This is a genomic window from Flammeovirga sp. AWQ4_249, assembly GCF_056161045.1.
This window is the reverse complement of record NZ_JBSWYJ010000023.1, coordinates 57,715-76,227: the sequence shown is the minus strand read 5'-3', so window position 1 is coordinate 76,227 and position 18,513 is coordinate 57,715. Positions and strand designations below refer to the sequence as shown.

Sequence of the window (18,513 nt, the reverse complement as noted above, 5' to 3'; positions counted from 1 at the left end):
TCCGTGAAACCAAAATATTTAACAGAAGAAGCTATTAATGCATTTATTGAAAGTGCATTGATCGAAGATATTGGAGATGGAGATCATTCCACGCTTTCGGCTGTCCCTGAAGATGCAGTTGAATCAGCACAAATGATTTTTAAGGATAATGGCGTTATTGCAGGTATTGAAATCTCAAAACGTATTTTTCTACACCTCGATCCAGAAATGGAGATTGAAACTTTAGTTCAAGAGGGAGACCTATTGAAAAAAGGTGACATTGTAATGAAGATTAAAGGTAAGGCTCAGGCTATTTTAATGGGTGAGCGTCTTGCTTTGAATTGTGCTCAGCGTATGAGTGGTATTGCTACACATACCCACAGAGTCGTAAATCTTATCAAAGAAACCTCTACAAAAATTTTAGATACTAGAAAGACCACACCTAATTTCAGGTTAATGGAAAAATGGGCAGTCTTTATTGGAGGAGGCCAAAATCACCGTTTTGGCTTGTATGATATGGTGATGTTAAAAGATAATCATATTGATTATGCCGGTAGTATCGGAAAAGCCGTAGAAAATACGAAGCAATATCTAAAAGATAATAACAAGACACTAAGAATCGAAGTCGAAACGAGAAACTTAGATGAAGTACGTCAAGCTATTGAGGCAGATGTAGATGTTATTATGTTGGATAATATGGATATTCCTACGATGAAAGAAGCAATAACTTTGATTGATGGAAAATGTGATTCTGAAGCTTCGGGTGGAATCACTGAGGGTAATGTTGCTGCAATTGCTTCAACAGGTATTGATTTTATTTCATTAGGAGCATTAACTCACTCAAGTTTAAGTAAAGATATCAGCTTAAAAGCTGTCAAATAATATTAATTATGACAATCAAGACGAAAAAATATCAACTAGATTCAAATACCTATGTAAAATTAGGGTTAATCGGTGTAATGAAAGAACTGTGGTGGTTCTGGTTACTTCCAGGTGCCATGACTGTAATTGGTGCTTTATGGGAGCCAGGTCGTTGGTGGTTAATCGGTGTTGCAATTTTCCTTTCAATTTTATACGTATTATTCTGGTGGGCTCAATTTATGGGAGCAACTCAAATGGAACAAAGTAAAATGTTCTTTGAGAAAATGTCTTATGAGATTGATAGCCGTTTCATCATGATGAAAAAGAATGCGAAAGAAGGCATGCCTTTGAAATGGGAAATGGTTAAGAGCGTAAAAGTTACTGATGAAGCATTTATTTTAATGCTTGGAAATGATAATATCGAAGCGAATAAAATTCAACGTTTCTTTGCTAAACGTTTAGGAATGCCTTTATATTTACCTTTTTCTATTTTCCCAACAGAAGTAGCGAAAGGATTTATGTTCAAATTACTTGAGCGTAAAGGTTTAATTGAAAGCACGTCAGCTGCTGAATAATTATTATTCCTTACAAAATATTGAGACCTCATAGTCATGTCTATGGGGTCTTTTTTTCTCTTAACCAATAAAAAAACTTCAGTAAAACTTGATAATGATTCACATCAAAAAAGACTGTATTTTCTTCATCTAGTAATTTTGATAATGTAAAAACTTTCTTGGGAGTAATAATTTTATCTTTAATGCCAACAATCAAAAATAAATTAGTTTGATTTTTCTGAACAACTGTGAATAACTTTTTGTTTTTAAATTGAGCTTTGTGTAATGCAATCCAAGTGTTGGCAACTTTTTCACTATTTGTTGAAGATTTTAAACTCTTTATTGCAAAGTCATATTGATTCTTTGAGATGAGCTTAAATTTTAAAAACATATCAACAGTTTTGTGAATAAGTTTTTGTTGCCGCATCACAAATTTAAAGATTGGACGCACAACTTTGTGAGTAACTACAGGAAATAAAGGATTGCTATCTACACCATCAGGTGCTATAAGGTAAATATCTGTGAATAACTGTGGAGCATGTTGGTAAATATAAACAGCTAAACGTGCTCCAATTGAGTAGCCAATTAAATTTATTTCTGTAAATTGTTTTGTTTTAATATAAGCATTAATCTCATTAAGAATAGTGTTTATGTCTGTATTGAGTTTTGGATTTTTACTGTTATGAAAAGGTAAATCAATAGATAGAAATTCATAATCTTTCATCATTGATGCTAATGATTTGAAGACTTCAGCATTTTGTCCAAAACCATGAAAACATATAAATAGTTTATCATTAGAATTATAATGATGAAATTGTGGATTTATGGAAGGTTGATTTGTCAATAAATTAAAACAATTTTAACAGTGATATGTTATTGGAGTACTAATTTAGAATTGAAAGGTAATATATGAGTACTTATACGATAAAAGATTTAGAATACTTAACTGGAATAAAAGCCCATACCATAAGAATTTGGGAACAAAGATATAAAATCATTGTACCAATCAGATCTGAAACGAATATACGTTATTATTCTGACGATGATTTAAAATTGATGCTCAATGTTTCTTTATTGAATTCTCATGGCATAAAAATTTCCAAAATAGCTAAACTTTCTAAAGATGAAATAAAAGATGAAGTAATGAAGGTTTTAGAATCTGATGAAACTTACAATGATCAGATTACTCAACTAACATCATCTATGCTTCATTATGATGAAGAACAATTTGAGAAAATTATCTCAACATCCATACTTAAGCATGGTTTTGAAGATAGTATGGTGAATATCATTTTGCCATTTTTGTCAAAAGTCGGTGTAATGTGGCAGATAGGTGCTATTTCTCCTGCACAAGAGCATTTTATGTCTCATTTAGTCAGACAAAAAATTATTGTTGCATTAGATGCATTGGTTATCAAAAATGATCCATCTAAACCTAAATTCACATTATTTCTTCCTGAAGGAGAATTGCATGAGATAACACTCTTATTCGCAGCCTACATCATACGCTCAAGAGGTTTTAAGGTGATTTATTTGGGACAATCTCTACCGCTTAATGAATTGATTGAAGTATATAAATATTCACCTAGTGAATACATGTTGACTGTAACAACATCATTATTAAAAATAGGAGATTTACAACAATACATTCACGAGCTAGGAAAAGCTTTTCCTGAAGCTAAAGTTTTACTTACGGGTAGACAAGTAATAGGTAAAGATTATAAAATGGAAGAAAATACTGATGTGATTCCTAGTTTACCAGGATTCATTGGTTTAATTGAAGACTTAAAAAAAGAATATTCATTGAGTAATACTAATGCTTGATGCATAACATACACCACCAATGGGTGGATTAAACTTTTTTACCTTTATTGTGACTTCAAGGGCTCTTTTGGGCCATTTTGTATAGATTCTATTGACAATTTTTTGACCTAAATGTTCTAGTAATTTACAAGAAACACTCATTTCGTCTTTCACTATATCATACAAATCCATATAGTTTATTGTGCCTTCAAGTTGGTCCTCTTCGGCTGCTTCATCAAAATTTGTATCGACCAAAAGATCTATTCCATACTTGTTACCTATTTTTTGTTCCTCTTTGAAAAATCCATGATAGGCAAAGAATTCAAGTCCTTCTAATGCAATTGTATGTTTCATTATTAATCTAAATTCAGGTCTTCAAAAAAGTTAGTATCTAATGAATTGTCAACAGAGACCTTTTCCTGAAAGTTTTTATTATGTTCTTTTTGCACTTTGATTACTTCTTGATCATTATAAGCTAATTTCTTGATAGCCTTAAGTCTACGTGCTTCTCCAAGTGTTTTTTCTGCCATTTCACTCATGGCTTCAAGAAGTTTGTCAGAGTAATTGTCAATTGCTTGATAATCTCTTTTAATCATTTTCGTTTTCTTACGAAGCTGATCCATTTCATGCTGATATCTTTTTTGCACTTCTTCCATGGCTTTCTGTGCTCTTTCTTCAGCTTCTTGAACGATTAATTTGGCTCTTTCTTTAGCAGTTTCTAACATCGCATCAGTTTGAGCTTTAGTATCTTCTAGTGCTTTTTTTCGAGCATTTTCAGCATTATTGATACTTTCAATCATTTTATTTTCTAATTCTTCAAACTTTCGAATCCTTTTCTTACTGTCTTCAAGTTGAAAAATTACAGCTTCATTTTGTTCTTGGAGCTTCTCCATTTCTTTTGCTACAGTATGTAATACACGACTAACTTCTTTAGTGTCATATCCTCCAAAAATCTTCTTCTTAATATTGCTATTGATGATGTCGTTCGGTTCCATACTCATAATGATAGTTTGATTCTACTTGTAACAAAAAAATTATGTATTTGTAAATTAGTCTTCATCAAGACATTTTTCCAAATTTTTCTCAATATCTTCCCAATATAATTCATCAGATGGAGGGACAGGTATAGGTTCTTCACCAGTTTGCACACGCCAATAATTAGAATTATAGAGACATTTTTTTTGATATTCAGACAACTGATTATACTTAGCAAAATTGTTTCCTTTTCCCTTTTCTGCTAATAATTTATTATAAATTTCTTTACTTTTCATTGTTAAAATCCACTGTTTTTGAACGTTAATTCTTCATATCCTACTTCAAAAATTCCTTCTTCAATCCAGAATCCAATTGCTTTTTCGGCTTCAATAAAAAGATAAATAACTTCACCTTCAAATTGTTGATCTTCATCTTTATAATTGAACCGAATATGGAAATAATTTTCGAATAAAAAACCAACTCCACTTTGCGATTGATTACTAAATCCTAAGTTCCATTCTGTTTTATAGTGTTCTCTTTGAGTGGGTGTAATACTAAAATGTCCATTATATTTACTTTCATCAGACCATGTGTTATGACCTGATACAGAGAAATTTCCTTTTAAAGATTTAATTATTTCTTTTTTCTCAGGTACATCAATGGGTGAATGTAAAGAAGTATAAGCATTATATAAATTATAAAACCTTTCCTTCACATTATCAGGAGTTGTAGGAGTGTCCCAGTATGTGATTGTTGAATTTTTCGAGAACCTATTTTTTATCCAATTTAGAATTTTCATTCTTATTTTGACCAATATTATACGTAAATCCTAGAAACAGACTTAGTGTATTTTCATTAATTCGCATCGATTCAGAACGATGACCTTGCAAAACTATACGATCTGCAGCAGAAAACTCTACTGGTTCAGTAAAATTAGCAACTTGAGGTAAATTTTCACTTTTAGCAAAAGAATACTGCAAACCAGCAATGATGTCAGTACTGAAAATTTTAAATTGTGCTCCTCCTGTAAAATGATATTGATCTAATGAAAAGGTAGTGATTTCAGAAGGGAATCGATTATCATAGCCTCCATCATATTTATTGTAAGAAAAATCGGTTCTAAATCCTGTAATAATTTCAATATTTTCATCCACTCTACCTCTCCATCCTACAGCAATATTTGTAACTGCATTATGATTGGTTTTATAATCTAGCCAATTTTCTGAATTAACTTGGAGAAGGTCATTTGTTACCAATGCATATGGAGGGGCATCTGTAATTAAATTATATTGATGAATGGGGGCAAAATATTCAGCGGTAAAATAGATAGATGATTTATCTCTATAATAGGTAGCTCCAAATGCTATACTAAGAGGATCTTTAAAACGAGTTTCTAATTCTTCTTGTTGCTCTGAAATAAGCATATTTGGTAATGCATCATTATTTTGATCATTTACATTTTGCATTTCAATTTCTCTATAAATCTTAGAAGTTCCTGCATAAGCAATCGTAGGTGTTGTAATTGTTAAACCTAGGTCTAGATTATTGATTTTATATTTTACACCAAGTTTAAATAATAGTCGAGAAGTATAACCTTGTACACTTTGAATATTTTTAAAGCTGGCTATATAAAAATCCTCAGGATCCATAGCAGCAGATTCATCAATATTGTAGGCATTCGCTTCGATATTATAATCGTATTTCATACTGACATAAGAGTGAAAACCACTAATCCCTAAACTAAAATTATCTGAAAGCTTTTTTGCTAAACCTATACCCAACCAATAATCTTCATAATTTAATCGATAGTAAAAATCACCAATGTATTCTTCTAATCCAGGAATAGCATCTATTAAATCTAGTTGAATAGCATTTCTACTTCTTAGTTCTGTACTTACTTGATCTCTTGTAAGACTTGCTAATTCTATACTTGTATTTTCCCATTTTTTCGGTCTTAATAAAAAGGCAACAAAACGAGGTTGTACTTTAAAGTCCCAATCTGAATAACTATTTCCACCACCTAAAGCATCACCATAGTTATAGATATACATACTGAAAATATTGGCTGAAATAGCAAATTTTTGATAATCAATATCGGCTATCTGCGAGGGGTTGTAAAAAATTGCAGCAATTCCACTGCCTCCACCGACAACAGCACCAGATAATAGATTTGCATCTGTATTAAAACTATTGCTCCAATATCGTCCAGATTGAGCATTAATTGTTGTCTTGTAAGATGTAAACGTTAGGATAAAAAATAGAATAAAGAGAAATTTCCTTGTCATATAAGTTGTTCAATAATAAGTCTAGTTTGTAAGGAGAAAGACTAAAATGATATATTAAAATTAAGTATAAATGATGAATTAATTATTTTTTTAATAGCAAAAAGGTGAGTAACTTAATATAAACGCTTATAAATAGAAGAAAATAGCCTATTTATCAATTAGAACTCTCTATTCATCTAACTTAACTTAAAAATGAGTAAATCTAGGAGCTTATTCCAATTAAGCATCTTATTCTTTTCTCTTTTTATCTTTTCTAATGTCTATGGACAAACTGATTCTTTGGAAAATTCAGCTTCAGCAGACACTTTAGAAAATATAACCCCAAAAAAGAAAAGAGAATCGTACATTCTTCTTGGAATGACAACAACTATATCTACAACCTCAAAAGATGAAGCCTTTTCTCCTTTAGCCTATACTGGTTTTGGTTTAGGTGTAAGTGGTGGTTTTCTAACAAGAGGCGAAAAATTTGATTTTCTTATCGATGGAAGCTTCAATTTTGGGCTGATGAGAACAGATTTAGCAGGAAGTAGTGATGGAGGTGGAAATATTTTCTACTCTGTTCCCGTACACATGCATGGATTATGGAACATTTATTCAGCTTTTAAAAATACAGAAGGAGCATATTTCAAAGCAGGTTGGGCCATTGACTTTCAAGGTAATTATAGAGGAAACTTCTCATATACGAACTCTGCTTTAAATTTTGAATACATTACAGGAGTTGGTCCTGGAACTCAATTAGGTTGGGATGTTCACCTCAAAAAGACGGGTAAGTTTTTCAGAAAAAGAGATCGAGATTTGTCTTTTATGTGGACTTTTTCATTTCCAATCTTTGGGTCATATATGCGACCTAGTTATAATACTATTTCAAACTTTACAACAGGAGATAGTTTTATATCAGGTGAGGGAAAACAAAATTTTGCCTTTATAGGTGAGATCTACCAATTCGATTCTAGATTAGAGATGTTTTATCAATTACATAATACTAATGCTTTTAGACTTATGTATGAATGGAAATATTTTGCGGTAAATGAAGGTAGTAGTGGTACTACTCATGGTGCTTTTCATCAATTATCATTAGCCTTTATGTTTAATGTTTCAGGAACTAAATAATAAAACAATTATGTATAAGTTGATAAGAAATGTCTTGATAGTAATGATAGCAATTTCAACTTTAAGTTGTGAGAAGCTATTTATTGACCCAGATCCAAGTAAAAGCCATACCGAAACCTTTGAATATTTATGGAAACAAGTTGATGAACAATATTCTTATTTTGAATTAAAAAATATCAATTGGGACAGTGTATATCATGAGTATAGTCTATTAGTAGATGATGATATGGCACAACTTGACTTCTTTAATCTCATGTTCGATATGTTGGAAACACTAGAAGATGGACATGTTAATCTTTATTCCCCATTTAATGTTTCAAGATACCCAGATTTAGCAGTTCCTGATTCAAATTATGATACAAGGTTGGTTAGAGCAAATTACCTGAGTGATCATTATATCCAAACAGGACCATTTCAACATGATTTTGTCCATAAATATATTGATCAAAATCGCAATATAAAAGCTATTGATACCGTACATGTAAATGGTAATCCCAATGATGTAAAAGGTATTGCTTATGTTAGGTATAGTAGTTTCTCTAATATAGTAACAGATTATGATATAGATTTTGTTACTTCACAGTATGGGCATACTACCATAGGTATGATCATAGATGTAAGAAGTAATGGAGGAGGTTCACCATTAAATATATTCCAAATGTGTGAGCGTTTTCTACCTGCTGATGCTGGAACTACTACATTATATTATAGTAGAAATAAAACAGGTCCAGGAGAAGATGATTTTGATGATTGGATGCCTGCCAATATTTCACCCGATGGTTTGTATTATCCAGGAAAAATTGTGATTCTCACAGATAAAAGTTGTTATAGTGCTACTTCTTATTTTGCAACAGCTATGAAATCTGTTCAAAAACTTAGAGATGTAAAGATTATGGGTGTTCCTACAGGTGGAGGTTTAGGTGCTCCAAGAGGAGGACAATTACCAAATGGATGGTATTATAGAATGTCTGTAACACAAACAAGATCTGTTGATGGAGACTTAGATTTTGAGCTAGGAGTACCTCCAGATATTGTCGTCACTCAGCAACCAACTGATTATCAGAATAATATTGATACAATTTTAGAAGCTGCGGTAGATGAAATTAAAAATGGTCAATGGTAAGTTTTATACTTTTTGTTATACGGAAAAGATCTATTTTGTATAAATAAAAAATAAAAGTCATTTTTTTGTAACTTTTTGTATTGGGTTGCGTTACTATAATTGCGAATAATACTAAAGATAAGCTGTCAACGACAGAGGACGATTAATCCAATCACAAGAAAAGCGCATCATGTTTAAAGTATGTTGCGCTTTTTTGTTTTTAAACAGTTCTATGCCAAATAAAAAAAGCGATTTTACTGAAGTAAAACCGCTTTTAATTTATTTTTTAATTAAAACCTTAAACTAAGATTCTAACTGGATCTTCTAATAATCCTTTTAAAGTATGTAAGAATGCTGCACCAATTGCACCATCTACAGATCTGTGATCACAAGTAAGTGTAATCTTCATGATGTTACCTGGAACAATCTCACCGTTTTTCACAACAGGAACTTGCTTGATACCACCAACAGCTAAGATACATGAAGCAGGAGCATTGATAATTGAAGTGAATTGCTCAATACCAAACATACCTAAGTTAGAGATAGTGAAAGTTGCACCTTGCATCTCGTCTAACGATAACTTCTTATTTTTAGCTTTTCCAGCCATGTCTTTTACTGTACTTGAAATTTGAGATAGAGACAATAAGTCTGTATTTCTAATAACAGGAACAACAAGACCGTCAGGAATTGCAACAGCAACACCAACGTTTACGTGGCTTGCTACTTTGATTACATCACCTTCTACTAATGAGTTCACCATTGGATGTTGCTTTAATGAAGCAGCCACCGCTTTTACAACGATATCGTTGAATGATACTTTCACATCAGGAAGTTCGTTCATAGACTTTCTTGCTTTAATAGCATTGTCCATGTCGATATCCATCGTTAAGTAGAAGTGAGGAGCACCAAATTGAGATGCAGTAAGGTTTCTTGAGATAGCCTTACGCATGTTGTTCATTGGTTGATCATCAAAGCTTTCTACGCCAGCAGGAACAGCAGCAACTGGAGCTGCGGCAGTAGGAGCAGAAGTTGGAGCAGGAACAAATGCTTCAACATCTCTTTTGATTACTCTACCGTGTTCGCCTGAACCAGGAATCATTGCAATATTGAAACCTTTGTCTTCAGCCATTTTCTTTGCTAACGGAGAAGCAAATACTCTTTTACCATCATGTTCTGGAGCTGGAGCTGCATCACGTGATTGAGGAGTTGTTGCAGCAGGTGCTGCTTTTGGAGCTGGAGCTGCTGCTTTAGGTGCAGGAGTCGCAGCAGGTGCCGGAGCTGCTTCTGGTGCAGGAGCCGGAGCTGCATTACCAGCTGCTTCAGCTTTAAGTAGTGTTTCAAAATCAGCGCCTTCTTCACCAATAATAGCAATTACGCCATCTACAGGTACAGAACCACCATCTTCTACAGCTACATATAATAACTTACCTTCATCGTAAGATTCTAATTCCATTGTAGCTTTGTCCGTCTGAACTTCAGCAAGGATATCGCCAGCTTCAACGTCATCACCAACTTTCATTAACCATTGAGAAATAGTTCCGTCAGTCATTGTATCAGACATCTTTGGCATTTTTACTACAGTAGCAGCGATACCAGATGTATCGATTGCTTCAGCAGCAGGTGCAGCCGCAGGAGCCGCAGCTGGTGTTTCAGAAGGAGCAGGTGCAGCAGCTTCAGCCGCAGGAGCAGCATTACCACCATCTAGTAATGATTGATAATCTTCACCTTCTTCACCCACGATAGCAATAATGCCATCTACTGGAACGGATTCTTTTTCTTGAACAGCAATATAAAGTAGAACACCATCTTCATAGTTTTCTAACTCCATTGTTGCTTTATCTGTTTCTACCTCTGCGATCACATCGCCTGAAGCGATTTCATCGCCTACTTTTACTAACCAAGATGCAATTACGCCTTCAGTCATCGTATCTGACATCTTAGGCATTCTGATTACTTCTGCCATAATCTAATTAAGACTGTATTTTTAATTGTCTCTACCAATTTTTCGTTTTCAAGCCAAAAATAAACAGATTATTTGAGAATATCCGAAAATATTATGCATTAGTCACCAATAAAAAATGATGAAAAGCAGAAAAAGCAGATCTTTTGTAATTTTAAGTAGACATTCATCGTTTTTTTTTACTAATTTAATAGTAGTCAATTTCGAAAAATATCTTAATTTCGAAATACTCGAGAGTAAACTATCATTTATTGACTCTTTTTGGAATGTTTACACTTTTGCTAAAGTGTGTACGTCATTATCTATCTATTTAAATTCTGACTGCTCAATGAATGGGCACACAATAATATGAACCAACACTGCAAATTATTTTTAACCATTCTTATCTCATTATTTGCTATCTCTGCAAATGCTCAACATTTTTTCCATTTGGATAAATTTGGAAAGAACAGGGTTCAATATGAGATTTTCGATTGGAGTTACATCGAAACAGAACATTTTGAACTTTATTACTATGGATATGGTATTACGATAGCCAAAATTGCCGGTGAAATTGCTGAAAGGGAATATCAGAATATCACAGAAACTGTAGGCTATGCTCCTTACTACAAAACAAAAATTCTTGTTTACAATTCTATCCAAGATTTAAGACAGAGTAATATTGGTATTAACCAACAAGGATATGCGATCACAGGTCAAACAAGTTTTATTCGATCTGAAGTTGAAGTAGCTTTCAGTGGAAGTAAATATCTGTTTGAAGAAGATGTCAAAAGAAGTATAGCTGATGCTTTAATTTTTGAGATGATGTATGGTGGTTCATTAAAAGACATGATCAAGTCGAGCTATTTAATGAATTTACCCAATTGGTTTATTGTTGGAGCATCAGATTATATCGCTAGAGGTTGGTCTAGAGATATGGATGATAAAGTCAGAGATTTCTTTTCTAGACACCCTAAGAAATTTCCTAATATTAGATATTTAGAAGGAGAGGATGCTAAAACAGTAGGGCAATCTATTTGGAATTACCTTGTTGAAAAATATGGTAAGAGTAACATGGCTTCTATATTAAATCTTACCCGAATTGTTAGAGATGAAAAGGTAGCTATTCAAAATACATTAGGTATCTCCTATGAAGAGTTTATAGATGGATGGAAGAAGTTTTATTTAGCTGAGCAAGAAATTTTATCACAAAATTATATTGATATAAATGAAAAGGAAGCTATTAGTAAAAACCGAAAATCAAGAATTTATAATAAGATAAATATTAGCCCTGATGGTACTCGATTGGCATTTACCGAAAATGAAAAAGGTAAATATAAAATCAATGTTTATGATCTTCAAAAGAAGAAAATTAGAACCGTATTTAAGAGTGGATATAAAGTAGTCAATCAACAAATTGATTATGATGTGCCTTTGGTGGATTGGATCAGTAAGGATGAATTGGTGATTTTCTCTCAAAAGAAAGGACAAAACTATATGTTTATTTATAACCTTTCAAAAGGTGGCTTTAATACCTTCTTCCGTTACTTAAAGCGTGAGATTGAATTTAAATTTGACCATATTAATGATATTGCTGTTTCTCCTACTGGTAAAAAGATTGCCATGAGTGCAGAAAGAAGAGGACAAACAGATATTTATGAGCACAATATTGCGAGAAGAAGAACAAGACAGATCACAAAGGATTATTTTGATGATATTACACCTGCTTATTTACCAAATGGCTCTGATATTGTATTTAGTTCAAATAGAACTGTCGACTCAACAAAAACAAGAACAGGTGAGTTAGAAGATATTTCAGGTACTTTTAACTTATTTGTTTATGATAAATCAAAACCACAAGAGCTTTCAAGAATTACGAATAATCTAGGAAAAGATTTTAAACCTTCGATTTTAGATGATGATCATTTAGTATTCTTAAGTGATCGAAAAGGTATCACCAACTTCTTTGTCTATGATATAAAAGATTCATTGACAAAACAGGTTACTAATTTTAAATACAGTATTAAAGATTATACCACTTATAATGGAGAAATTGCTTACGTAGCATATAGTGATGAAAAAGAACACATATATGTTGGTGAAATAGATCCTAACAATAATGTATTTACTCCTAAGACTAAAAGACAACAAATAATGGATCTTAGAGAGTTAAGAGAAATAAAAAAGAAGAAAGAACTTCAAGCAAAACGAAAAAGAGAAGCTGAAGCAAGAATGGCTTTGTTTAGAGAACAACAAAGACAAAAAGAACTGAAAAGAGTACAAGATTCAATTTTTCAAGCAAAACAAGAAGAAGAACAGCTACGGAAAGTTCTTGGAGATTCATCGGATACTGAATTTGACGGAGATGATATTATGTGGAGTGATAGTGATACGATCGATGTCAAAGATATGTCTACTCCAGCAATAGTCGAACAAGATTCCACATTAGATCAGAAAGAAGTTGTTGCTCAAGAAGAACCACAAGAAGTGAAAGAAGTAGAAGAAGAGATTGATCCAATGGATGAAGAAATTGATTTTGAAAATTATTCATTTGTGACGACTAACCCTTCTAATACGAATGCTCCTGATGTTGGTGTTTTACCACAAAAACCGACTTACAATTCAGATGAAAATGGAGAGAATGCGAATACAGATAATTATAAATTTTTCTCTTATAGCAAAAATAAAAGAGATGCTTTTTGGAGTAAATATAATGAACGTTTAAAAGCAAAACAGGATGCAAATACAAGAAAATCAATGTTCTCTAAATCGAAAGATTATGAAACAAGGTTCTCAGTAGATGGATTCAATACAAATATGAGATTTGATCCATTAATGGGGTCAGGTATTCAATTTGAAGTAATGCTGACAGATGCTATGGAAAACCATAAAATTAATGCAGGATTATTTGGAACATTCTCATTGGATAATGGTAATTTCTTTGCGGAGTATTTATATCTAAAGCATCGAATGGACTATAGTGTTCGTTACGAACGTCAAACTTTAGACATTTCTGGGGATCCAAATTTACAACAACGCTACAGTAAAAATTACTATGAATTAGGGTTCTCGCTACCGATTAGTATTAGAAGTAGATTAGAGGTTTTCCCATTCTTAACACAAACTAGGTATACAGATAGAAGTATTAACCCAGGTTTACAAAAAGAAGATGTTGTACGTTTCTGGACTGGTTTTAATGTTGAATATGTATTTGATAATAGTTTGGAAAGAGGGAAAAATATGTTGATTGGAACAAGAGCAAAAGTAAGGTACGAAAATTATTATGGCTTGAATGATATCTCATTGAATTTCCAAAATATTTCATTTGATATCAGACATTATCAAAAAGTTTTACGATCAATGACTTTAGCATTGAGAGGTTCAGCAGGTAGATTCTTCGGTGAAAGTCCAAAAACTTATCGAATGGGTGGTGTTGATAACTGGGCTTTTGGTTCAATGGATAATGATCCAAGAGGTGTTGTCGTAGAAAATCCAAATGATATTCCAGATATGACTGATCTACTCTTTACGCAGTTCAATATGCCTCTAAGAGGTTTTAATTGGAATAAATGGGAGGGAGAAAATTATATGATCTTCAATGCAGAATTAAGAATGCCTGTAATGAAATTCTTAACGAAAAGACCAGTGAAGTCTAAATTGTTGAGAGATTTACAATTTGTAGTATTCTACGATATTGGTTCTGCTTGGACAGGTGTCAATCCTTTTGAAGAGGATAATGGAATTAATACTGAAGAGGTTGGATCACCTGAAGGAGGTTTTGATGCAACTGTTAAGAACTTTAGATATCCATTCTTAATGGGACATGGTGTTGGTGCTAGAACAACATTATTAGGATATTACTTAAAATTAGACGTTGCATGGGGAATTGAAGATGGATTTAGACAATCAAAACCAAAGTATTATGTATCTTTGGGGCATGACTTTTAATTTATAATTTAATTCTTATGAAATTAACTAACATACTTTCAATTATTACTGGGGTATTCCTTGTCTTCCTGACTTCGAGTTTTAATGCTCCATCGACTACTGAAGAACCATTTGCATTAATTGGTCTTCAAGTGACTGTCTTGGATGAAAAAGGAAATGTAGTAGAAGGTGCTGAAGTACTTTTATACCAAAATGAAGACGATGCTTTTGATGAAGTAAATGCGATTAAACCTAAGACTAAAACAAATAGCAATGGTCGTGTGAAATTTACAAAAGGATTGGCTGAAAAAGCTTACTATATTTCAGCAAAGAAAGGAAGTTTGGTAAGTGAAGATGGTTTGAAAAGCGGTAAGCTTAAGAAAAATAAAATGAATAAAATCAATGTAATTGTCTCTAAAAGCAACGGTAATTTATCAATGCCAAATGTTGTTGAAGGGAAAAAACAATAATTTTATTCTATCAAAAAAACACCTCTTTAAATCATTTAAAAGAGGTGTTTTTTTATGCCTTTATTTTTAGATTATTTGATATATCTAAAATCGTGTTCATTTGGTAATTGCATTAAGAACTCTTGCATTAACTTAATTGTATTTTCAATATCATCAGCATGTGCAGTTTCTACTGTTGTATGCATATATTTTAATGGTAATGAAATTAGTGCAGATGGAACTCCACCATTAGAATAAGCAAAAGCATCAGTATCTGTTCCTGTTACTCTTGAAGATGCAGCTCTCTGGAAAGGAATTTCTTTTTCCTTTGCAGTATGGATTAACATCTTCAATAAGTTATTTTGAACAGCAGGAGCAAAAGTCAATACAGGTCCATTACCACCCTTAGTATCACCCTCTAGTTGCTTATTATACATTGGCGCTGAAGAATCATGGCATACATCAGTAACGATAGCGACATTTGGTTTAATGGTTTGAGTGATCATCTCAGCTCCTCTTAAACCAACTTCTTCTTGAACAGCATTTACTACATATAGACCAAATGGAACATCATGTTTTTCTTCTTTTAAACGTCGAGCTACTTCTGCAATCATAAATCCACCGATTCTATTGTCTAAAGCTCTTCCAGAGAAATAACGTCCTTTATTTAGTTCTCTAAGTTCATCTTCATAAGTAATTACAGTACCTACAAAAATTCCCATTTCTTCTACTTCTTCTTTTGAAGCAGCTCCTACATCAATAAAAATATTTTCAAGTGTAGGACTTGCCTCTTTTCCAGCTTTTCTTGTATGAATAGCAGGCCATCCAAAAACACCTTCTACAACTCCATTTTCACCATGTAGTAAAACTCTTTTTGAAGGAGCAATTTGATGATCTGATCCTCCATTTCTAATTACATAAATGTAACCTTCTGCAGTAATATAATTGACATACCAACTGATTTCGTCAGCATGAGCTTCAATAACTACTTTGTAAGGAGCTTCAGGGTTAACAACACCTACAGCTGTACCATAATTGTCTACATATGATGTATCGACATAAGGTTTAATATAATCTAGCCAAATTTTTTGACCTTCGGCTTCATGTCCAGTTGGAGATGGGTTATTTAGGTATTTGTATAAAAAGTCTTTACTTTTTTGGTCCATTGTTTTATTCTATTTATCTAATAAGTAATATATCTCTAACTAAGTTACATTAATACATTTATTCTAAGAACATTTTTTAGTGCTTTTTTTTAAAGGATGTTGTAAATTGTCTTGTTATTTAATCAAGAAATATTGAAATGCGCGCATTGTTAGTTGTGGACGTACAGAATGACTTCATTCCAGGTGGAGCATTGGCTGTACCTGATGGTGATCAAATTATACCAATTATAAATAAATTAGCTCCAAAGTTCGACTTAGTTATTGCGACTAAAGATTGGCATCCTAAAGGACATCTTAGTTTTGCAGAAAACCATGAGGGAAAAGAAATAGGTCAAATAATTGATTTAAATGGACTTCCTCAAATTTTATGGCCAGTACATTGTGTTCAAGAATCCAATGGAGCTGAGTTTGTCTCAGCATTAGATACTACGCACATTGATGCAGTTTATAAGAAAGGGACAGATATAGGAATAGATAGTTACAGTGCTTTCTTTGATAATGATAAAAGGAAAGATACGGGGTTAAATGATTATCTAAAAAGTAAAGAAGTAGAAGAGGTTTATATCACAGGGCTAGCTACAGATTATTGTGTGAAATATACTGCACTTGATGCAAAATCTTGTGGTTTTAAAACTTTTCTAATTGAAGATGCAACGAAAGGAGTAAACCTTAAAGAAAATGATGTTGAGAATGCTATCATTGATATGAAAGTATCGGGAATTAAGGTGGTTTCAAGTAATGAAATATAAAAAAATAAGGGTAATGATTTCAATATCATTACCCTTATTTATATTATTAAGCTTCCTCTTCACCACTGTCGACATGTTCACCACCAATTCTACCAATTTCTTGGTCAATTAGCCATAAACCTTGAGGGCTATCTTCTCCAATCAAATCAAAAGCATCTAAAATAGTTCTAGCCGTTTCTTCTTCTTCTCTTTGTTCGGCTACAAACCACTGTAAGAATTGGAAAGTAGAAAAATCTTTCGCTTGGAAACAACAGTCTACAATTTCATTGATCGCTTTTGTTACCTTAATTTCATGCTCTAATACCATTTCGAATACTTGTCTTAAAGATTCAAATTCGTGTGGTACTGCAGTAATTTCAGCTGCTAAAGCATGTCCACCTACTGCATTAATATATTTAAAGAATTTCAACATATGTTGACGTTCTTCTTCAGCATGATCATATAAAAATTCTGCGGACTTTACATATCCTTCTCGCTCACACCATGATGCAAAACTTAAGTAAAATTGAGAAGATTGATCTTCCAATTGAACTTGTTGATTTAGCATTTCTTCTACTTTGCTATCTAATGATGATTGTAACCTTTTCTTTGCAATTCCCATTTTTATATTTTTTGAGTGTATTATAATCGAATATTTGATTTTGAATTTGTGAAACAAAAGTTGTACAAATTCTTCAAACTTTCTGTTAATATAATTTTTTGTAGCCTATTTTGTTTAAAACTTAAGTGATTTCGCACTTTTCTACATTTCTTTTATATTTATTCTAAATAAAATTTGCAAAATAGTATGCTTGCATACTATTTTAGCTATACCAATAAAACGAATTTAAGATAATCAATACTTTCTGTCTATAGAAAGTACACCAATTAACGACATAACACATGAAAATTTTAGTTTGCATTAGTCATGTACCAGACACAACTACTAAGATCAAGTTTGCTGACAATAAGCTTGATACAAACGGAGTTCAATTTATTATTGGTCCATATGATGACTTTGCATTAGCCCGTGCTGTTGAAATTAAAGAAGCAACAGGAGGTACGGTTACAGTACTAAATGTAGGAGAAGTAGACACTGAACCATCAATCAGAAAAGCATTAGCAATCGGAGCAGATAATGCTGTAAGAGTAAATGCAGCTCCAACAGATTCATTATTCGTAGCAAAACAAATCGTAGAACATGCTAAAGGTGAAAACTACGACATGATCTTAATGGGTAGAGAATCTTCAGATTTTAACTCAGGATTAGTTCATGGTCTTGTAGGTGAATTAATGGGATGGCCATCAATTGCACCAGCTATGCGTCTTGAAGTTGATGGATCAACTGCGAAATTAAGCCGTGAAATCGAAGGTGGACATGAAGATGTAGAAGTTGCTATGCCATTTGTTGCAGGATGTCAAGAACCAATCGCAGAATGGAAAATTCCTAACATGAGAGGAATTATGATGGCACGTAAAAAACCTCTTCAAGTTGTAGATCCTGTAAGTGTAGACGGTGTGACAACTTACAAATCATTCGAATTACCTGAAGAAAAAGGTGCTTGTAAAATGGTTGATGCAGAGCAAATGGATGAATTAGTAGGTTTATTAAAAAATGAAGCCCGCGTACTTTAA

Annotated in this window: 18 protein-coding genes; 9 read left to right on the top strand and 9 right to left on the bottom strand. The window is 32.7% G+C overall.

Going from position 1 to position 18,513, the window contains the following annotated elements; genetic code table 11:
* Positions 1–3 precede the first annotated feature (3 nt).
* Positions 4–861, top strand: coding sequence for a carboxylating nicotinate-nucleotide diphosphorylase (gene nadC / locus ACXAHM_RS16825; RefSeq protein ID WP_474962076.1), 858 nt, complete (start codon positions 4–6; stop codon positions 859–861).
* An 8-nt stretch (positions 862–869) separates the two neighbouring features.
* Positions 870–1,415, top strand: coding sequence for a hypothetical protein (locus ACXAHM_RS16820; protein ID WP_474962074.1), 546 nt, complete (start codon positions 870–872; stop codon positions 1,413–1,415).
* Between the two features lie 40 nt (positions 1,416–1,455).
* Here the strand turns inward: ACXAHM_RS16820 and ACXAHM_RS16815 are convergent, their stop codons facing one another.
* Entirely contained in the window at positions 1,456–2,238 is a 783-nt protein-coding gene (locus ACXAHM_RS16815; protein WP_474962072.1) for an alpha/beta fold hydrolase, read from the bottom strand.
* 65 nt (positions 2,239–2,303) lie between these two features.
* Between ACXAHM_RS16815 and ACXAHM_RS16810 the strand changes: the two genes are divergently transcribed.
* Positions 2,304–3,218 carry a MerR family transcriptional regulator gene (locus ACXAHM_RS16810; protein ID WP_474962070.1) on the top strand — a complete coding sequence of 305 codons (915 nt, stop codon included), beginning with the start codon at positions 2,304–2,306 and terminating at the stop codon, positions 3,216–3,218.
* On the opposite strand, the gene folB is transcribed toward ACXAHM_RS16810, so the two are convergent.
* From folB to ACXAHM_RS16785, 5 genes are read right to left on the bottom strand one after another with little or no spacing between them, the layout of a single operon-like run.
* The gene (gene folB, locus ACXAHM_RS16805; RefSeq protein ID WP_474962067.1) at positions 3,195–3,551 is read right to left on the bottom strand and encodes a dihydroneopterin aldolase; all 357 of its coding nucleotides are present in this window, start codon (positions 3,549–3,551) and stop codon (positions 3,195–3,197) included. The genes ACXAHM_RS16810 and folB overlap by 24 nt on opposite strands.
* A 2-nt stretch (positions 3,552–3,553) precedes the next feature.
* Entirely contained in the window at positions 3,554–4,192 is a 639-nt protein-coding gene (locus ACXAHM_RS16800; RefSeq protein WP_474962064.1) for a DivIVA domain-containing protein, read from the bottom strand.
* A 54-nt stretch (positions 4,193–4,246) separates the two neighbouring features.
* The gene (locus ACXAHM_RS16795; RefSeq protein WP_474962062.1) at positions 4,247–4,468 is read right to left on the bottom strand and encodes a hypothetical protein; all 222 of its coding nucleotides are present in this window, start codon (positions 4,466–4,468) and stop codon (positions 4,247–4,249) included.
* A 2-nt stretch (positions 4,469–4,470) separates the two neighbouring features.
* Positions 4,471–4,971, bottom strand: coding sequence for a hypothetical protein (locus ACXAHM_RS16790; RefSeq protein WP_474962058.1), 501 nt, complete (start codon positions 4,969–4,971; stop codon positions 4,471–4,473).
* Complete coding sequence (locus tag ACXAHM_RS16785; RefSeq protein ID WP_474962056.1) at positions 4,943–6,457, bottom strand: hypothetical protein; 1,515 nt, start codon at positions 6,455–6,457, stop codon at positions 4,943–4,945. The genes ACXAHM_RS16790 and ACXAHM_RS16785 overlap by 29 nt, the downstream gene beginning before the upstream one ends.
* 192 nt (positions 6,458–6,649) lie before the next feature.
* On the opposite strand from ACXAHM_RS16785, the gene ACXAHM_RS16780 reads away from it, so the two are divergent.
* Both ACXAHM_RS16780 and ACXAHM_RS16775 read left to right on the top strand, forming a co-directional pair.
* Positions 6,650–7,567 (top strand): hypothetical protein, encoded by a 918-nt coding sequence (locus ACXAHM_RS16780; protein ID WP_474962053.1) that lies wholly within the window; start codon positions 6,650–6,652, stop codon positions 7,565–7,567.
* A gap of 10 nt (positions 7,568–7,577) precedes the next feature.
* Entirely contained in the window at positions 7,578–8,690 is a 1,113-nt protein-coding gene (locus tag ACXAHM_RS16775) for a S41 family peptidase (protein ID WP_474962050.1), read from the top strand.
* 277 nt (positions 8,691–8,967) lie between these two features.
* Here ACXAHM_RS16775 and ACXAHM_RS16770 read toward each other — a convergent pair whose 3' ends face one another.
* The gene (locus ACXAHM_RS16770) at positions 8,968–10,632 is read right to left on the bottom strand and encodes a 2-oxo acid dehydrogenase subunit E2 (protein WP_474962045.1); all 1,665 of its coding nucleotides are present in this window, start codon (positions 10,630–10,632) and stop codon (positions 8,968–8,970) included.
* Between the two features lie 345 nt (positions 10,633–10,977).
* On the opposite strand from ACXAHM_RS16770, the gene ACXAHM_RS16765 reads away from it, so the two are divergent.
* A complete protein-coding gene (locus ACXAHM_RS16765) occupies positions 10,978–14,556 on the top strand; it encodes a hypothetical protein (protein ID WP_474962040.1) in 3,579 nt (1,192 codons plus the stop codon).
* A gap of 17 nt (positions 14,557–14,573) precedes the next feature.
* Positions 14,574–15,005 carry a hypothetical protein gene (locus ACXAHM_RS16760; protein ID WP_474962036.1) on the top strand — a complete coding sequence of 144 codons (432 nt, stop codon included), beginning with the start codon at positions 14,574–14,576 and terminating at the stop codon, positions 15,003–15,005.
* Between the two features lie 71 nt (positions 15,006–15,076).
* Here ACXAHM_RS16760 and ACXAHM_RS16755 read toward each other — a convergent pair whose 3' ends face one another.
* Positions 15,077–16,150, bottom strand: a complete 1,074-nt coding sequence (locus tag ACXAHM_RS16755; RefSeq protein ID WP_474962032.1) for a M42 family metallopeptidase — start codon at positions 16,148–16,150, stop codon at positions 15,077–15,079.
* 137 nt (positions 16,151–16,287) lie between these two features.
* Between ACXAHM_RS16755 and pncA the strand changes: the two genes are divergently transcribed.
* Positions 16,288–16,899, top strand: a complete 612-nt coding sequence (gene pncA / locus ACXAHM_RS16750) for a bifunctional nicotinamidase/pyrazinamidase (protein ID WP_474962029.1) — start codon at positions 16,288–16,290, stop codon at positions 16,897–16,899.
* Positions 16,900–16,945: 46 nt separating this feature from the next.
* On the opposite strand, the gene ACXAHM_RS16745 is transcribed toward pncA, so the two are convergent.
* Positions 16,946–17,500 carry a ferritin gene (locus ACXAHM_RS16745; protein ID WP_474962025.1) on the bottom strand — a complete coding sequence of 185 codons (555 nt, stop codon included), beginning with the start codon at positions 17,498–17,500 and terminating at the stop codon, positions 16,946–16,948.
* Between the two features lie 281 nt (positions 17,501–17,781).
* On the opposite strand from ACXAHM_RS16745, the gene ACXAHM_RS16740 reads away from it, so the two are divergent.
* Entirely contained in the window at positions 17,782–18,513 is a 732-nt protein-coding gene (locus ACXAHM_RS16740; RefSeq protein ID WP_474962021.1) for an electron transfer flavoprotein subunit beta/FixA family protein, read from the top strand.

What these genes read in the sequence shown, in the direction of transcription:
- ACXAHM_RS16820 (WP_474962074.1), top strand. Translation starts at nt 870, where the DNA reads ATGACAATCAAGACGAAAAAATATCAACTAGATTCAAATACCTATGTA.
- ACXAHM_RS16810 (WP_474962070.1), top strand. Translation starts at nt 2,304, where the DNA reads ATGAGTACTTATACGATAAAAGATTTAGAATACTTAACTGGAATAAAA.
- folB (WP_474962067.1), bottom strand. Translation starts at nt 3,551, where the DNA reads ATGAAACATACAATTGCATTAGAAGGACTTGAATTCTTTGCCTATCAT.
- ACXAHM_RS16800 (WP_474962064.1), bottom strand. Translation starts at nt 4,192, where the DNA reads ATGGAACCGAACGACATCATCAATAGCAATATTAAGAAGAAGATTTTT.
- ACXAHM_RS16795 (WP_474962062.1), bottom strand. Translation starts at nt 4,468, where the DNA reads ATGAAAAGTAAAGAAATTTATAATAAATTATTAGCAGAAAAGGGAAAA.
- ACXAHM_RS16790 (WP_474962058.1), bottom strand. Translation starts at nt 4,971, where the DNA reads ATGAAAATTCTAAATTGGATAAAAAATAGGTTCTCGAAAAATTCAACA.
- ACXAHM_RS16785 (WP_474962056.1), bottom strand. Translation starts at nt 6,457, where the DNA reads ATGACAAGGAAATTTCTCTTTATTCTATTTTTTATCCTAACGTTTACA.
- ACXAHM_RS16780 (WP_474962053.1), top strand. Translation starts at nt 6,650, where the DNA reads ATGAGTAAATCTAGGAGCTTATTCCAATTAAGCATCTTATTCTTTTCT.
- ACXAHM_RS16775 (WP_474962050.1), top strand. Translation starts at nt 7,578, where the DNA reads ATGTATAAGTTGATAAGAAATGTCTTGATAGTAATGATAGCAATTTCA.
- ACXAHM_RS16770 (WP_474962045.1), bottom strand. Translation starts at nt 10,632, where the DNA reads ATGGCAGAAGTAATCAGAATGCCTAAGATGTCAGATACGATGACTGAA.
- ACXAHM_RS16765 (WP_474962040.1), top strand. Translation starts at nt 10,978, where the DNA reads ATGAACCAACACTGCAAATTATTTTTAACCATTCTTATCTCATTATTT.
- ACXAHM_RS16760 (WP_474962036.1), top strand. Translation starts at nt 14,574, where the DNA reads ATGAAATTAACTAACATACTTTCAATTATTACTGGGGTATTCCTTGTC.
- ACXAHM_RS16755 (WP_474962032.1), bottom strand. Translation starts at nt 16,150, where the DNA reads ATGGACCAAAAAAGTAAAGACTTTTTATACAAATACCTAAATAACCCA.
- pncA (WP_474962029.1), top strand. Translation starts at nt 16,288, where the DNA reads ATGCGCGCATTGTTAGTTGTGGACGTACAGAATGACTTCATTCCAGGT.
- ACXAHM_RS16745 (WP_474962025.1), bottom strand. Translation starts at nt 17,500, where the DNA reads ATGGGAATTGCAAAGAAAAGGTTACAATCATCATTAGATAGCAAAGTA.
- ACXAHM_RS16740 (WP_474962021.1), top strand. Translation starts at nt 17,782, where the DNA reads ATGAAAATTTTAGTTTGCATTAGTCATGTACCAGACACAACTACTAAG.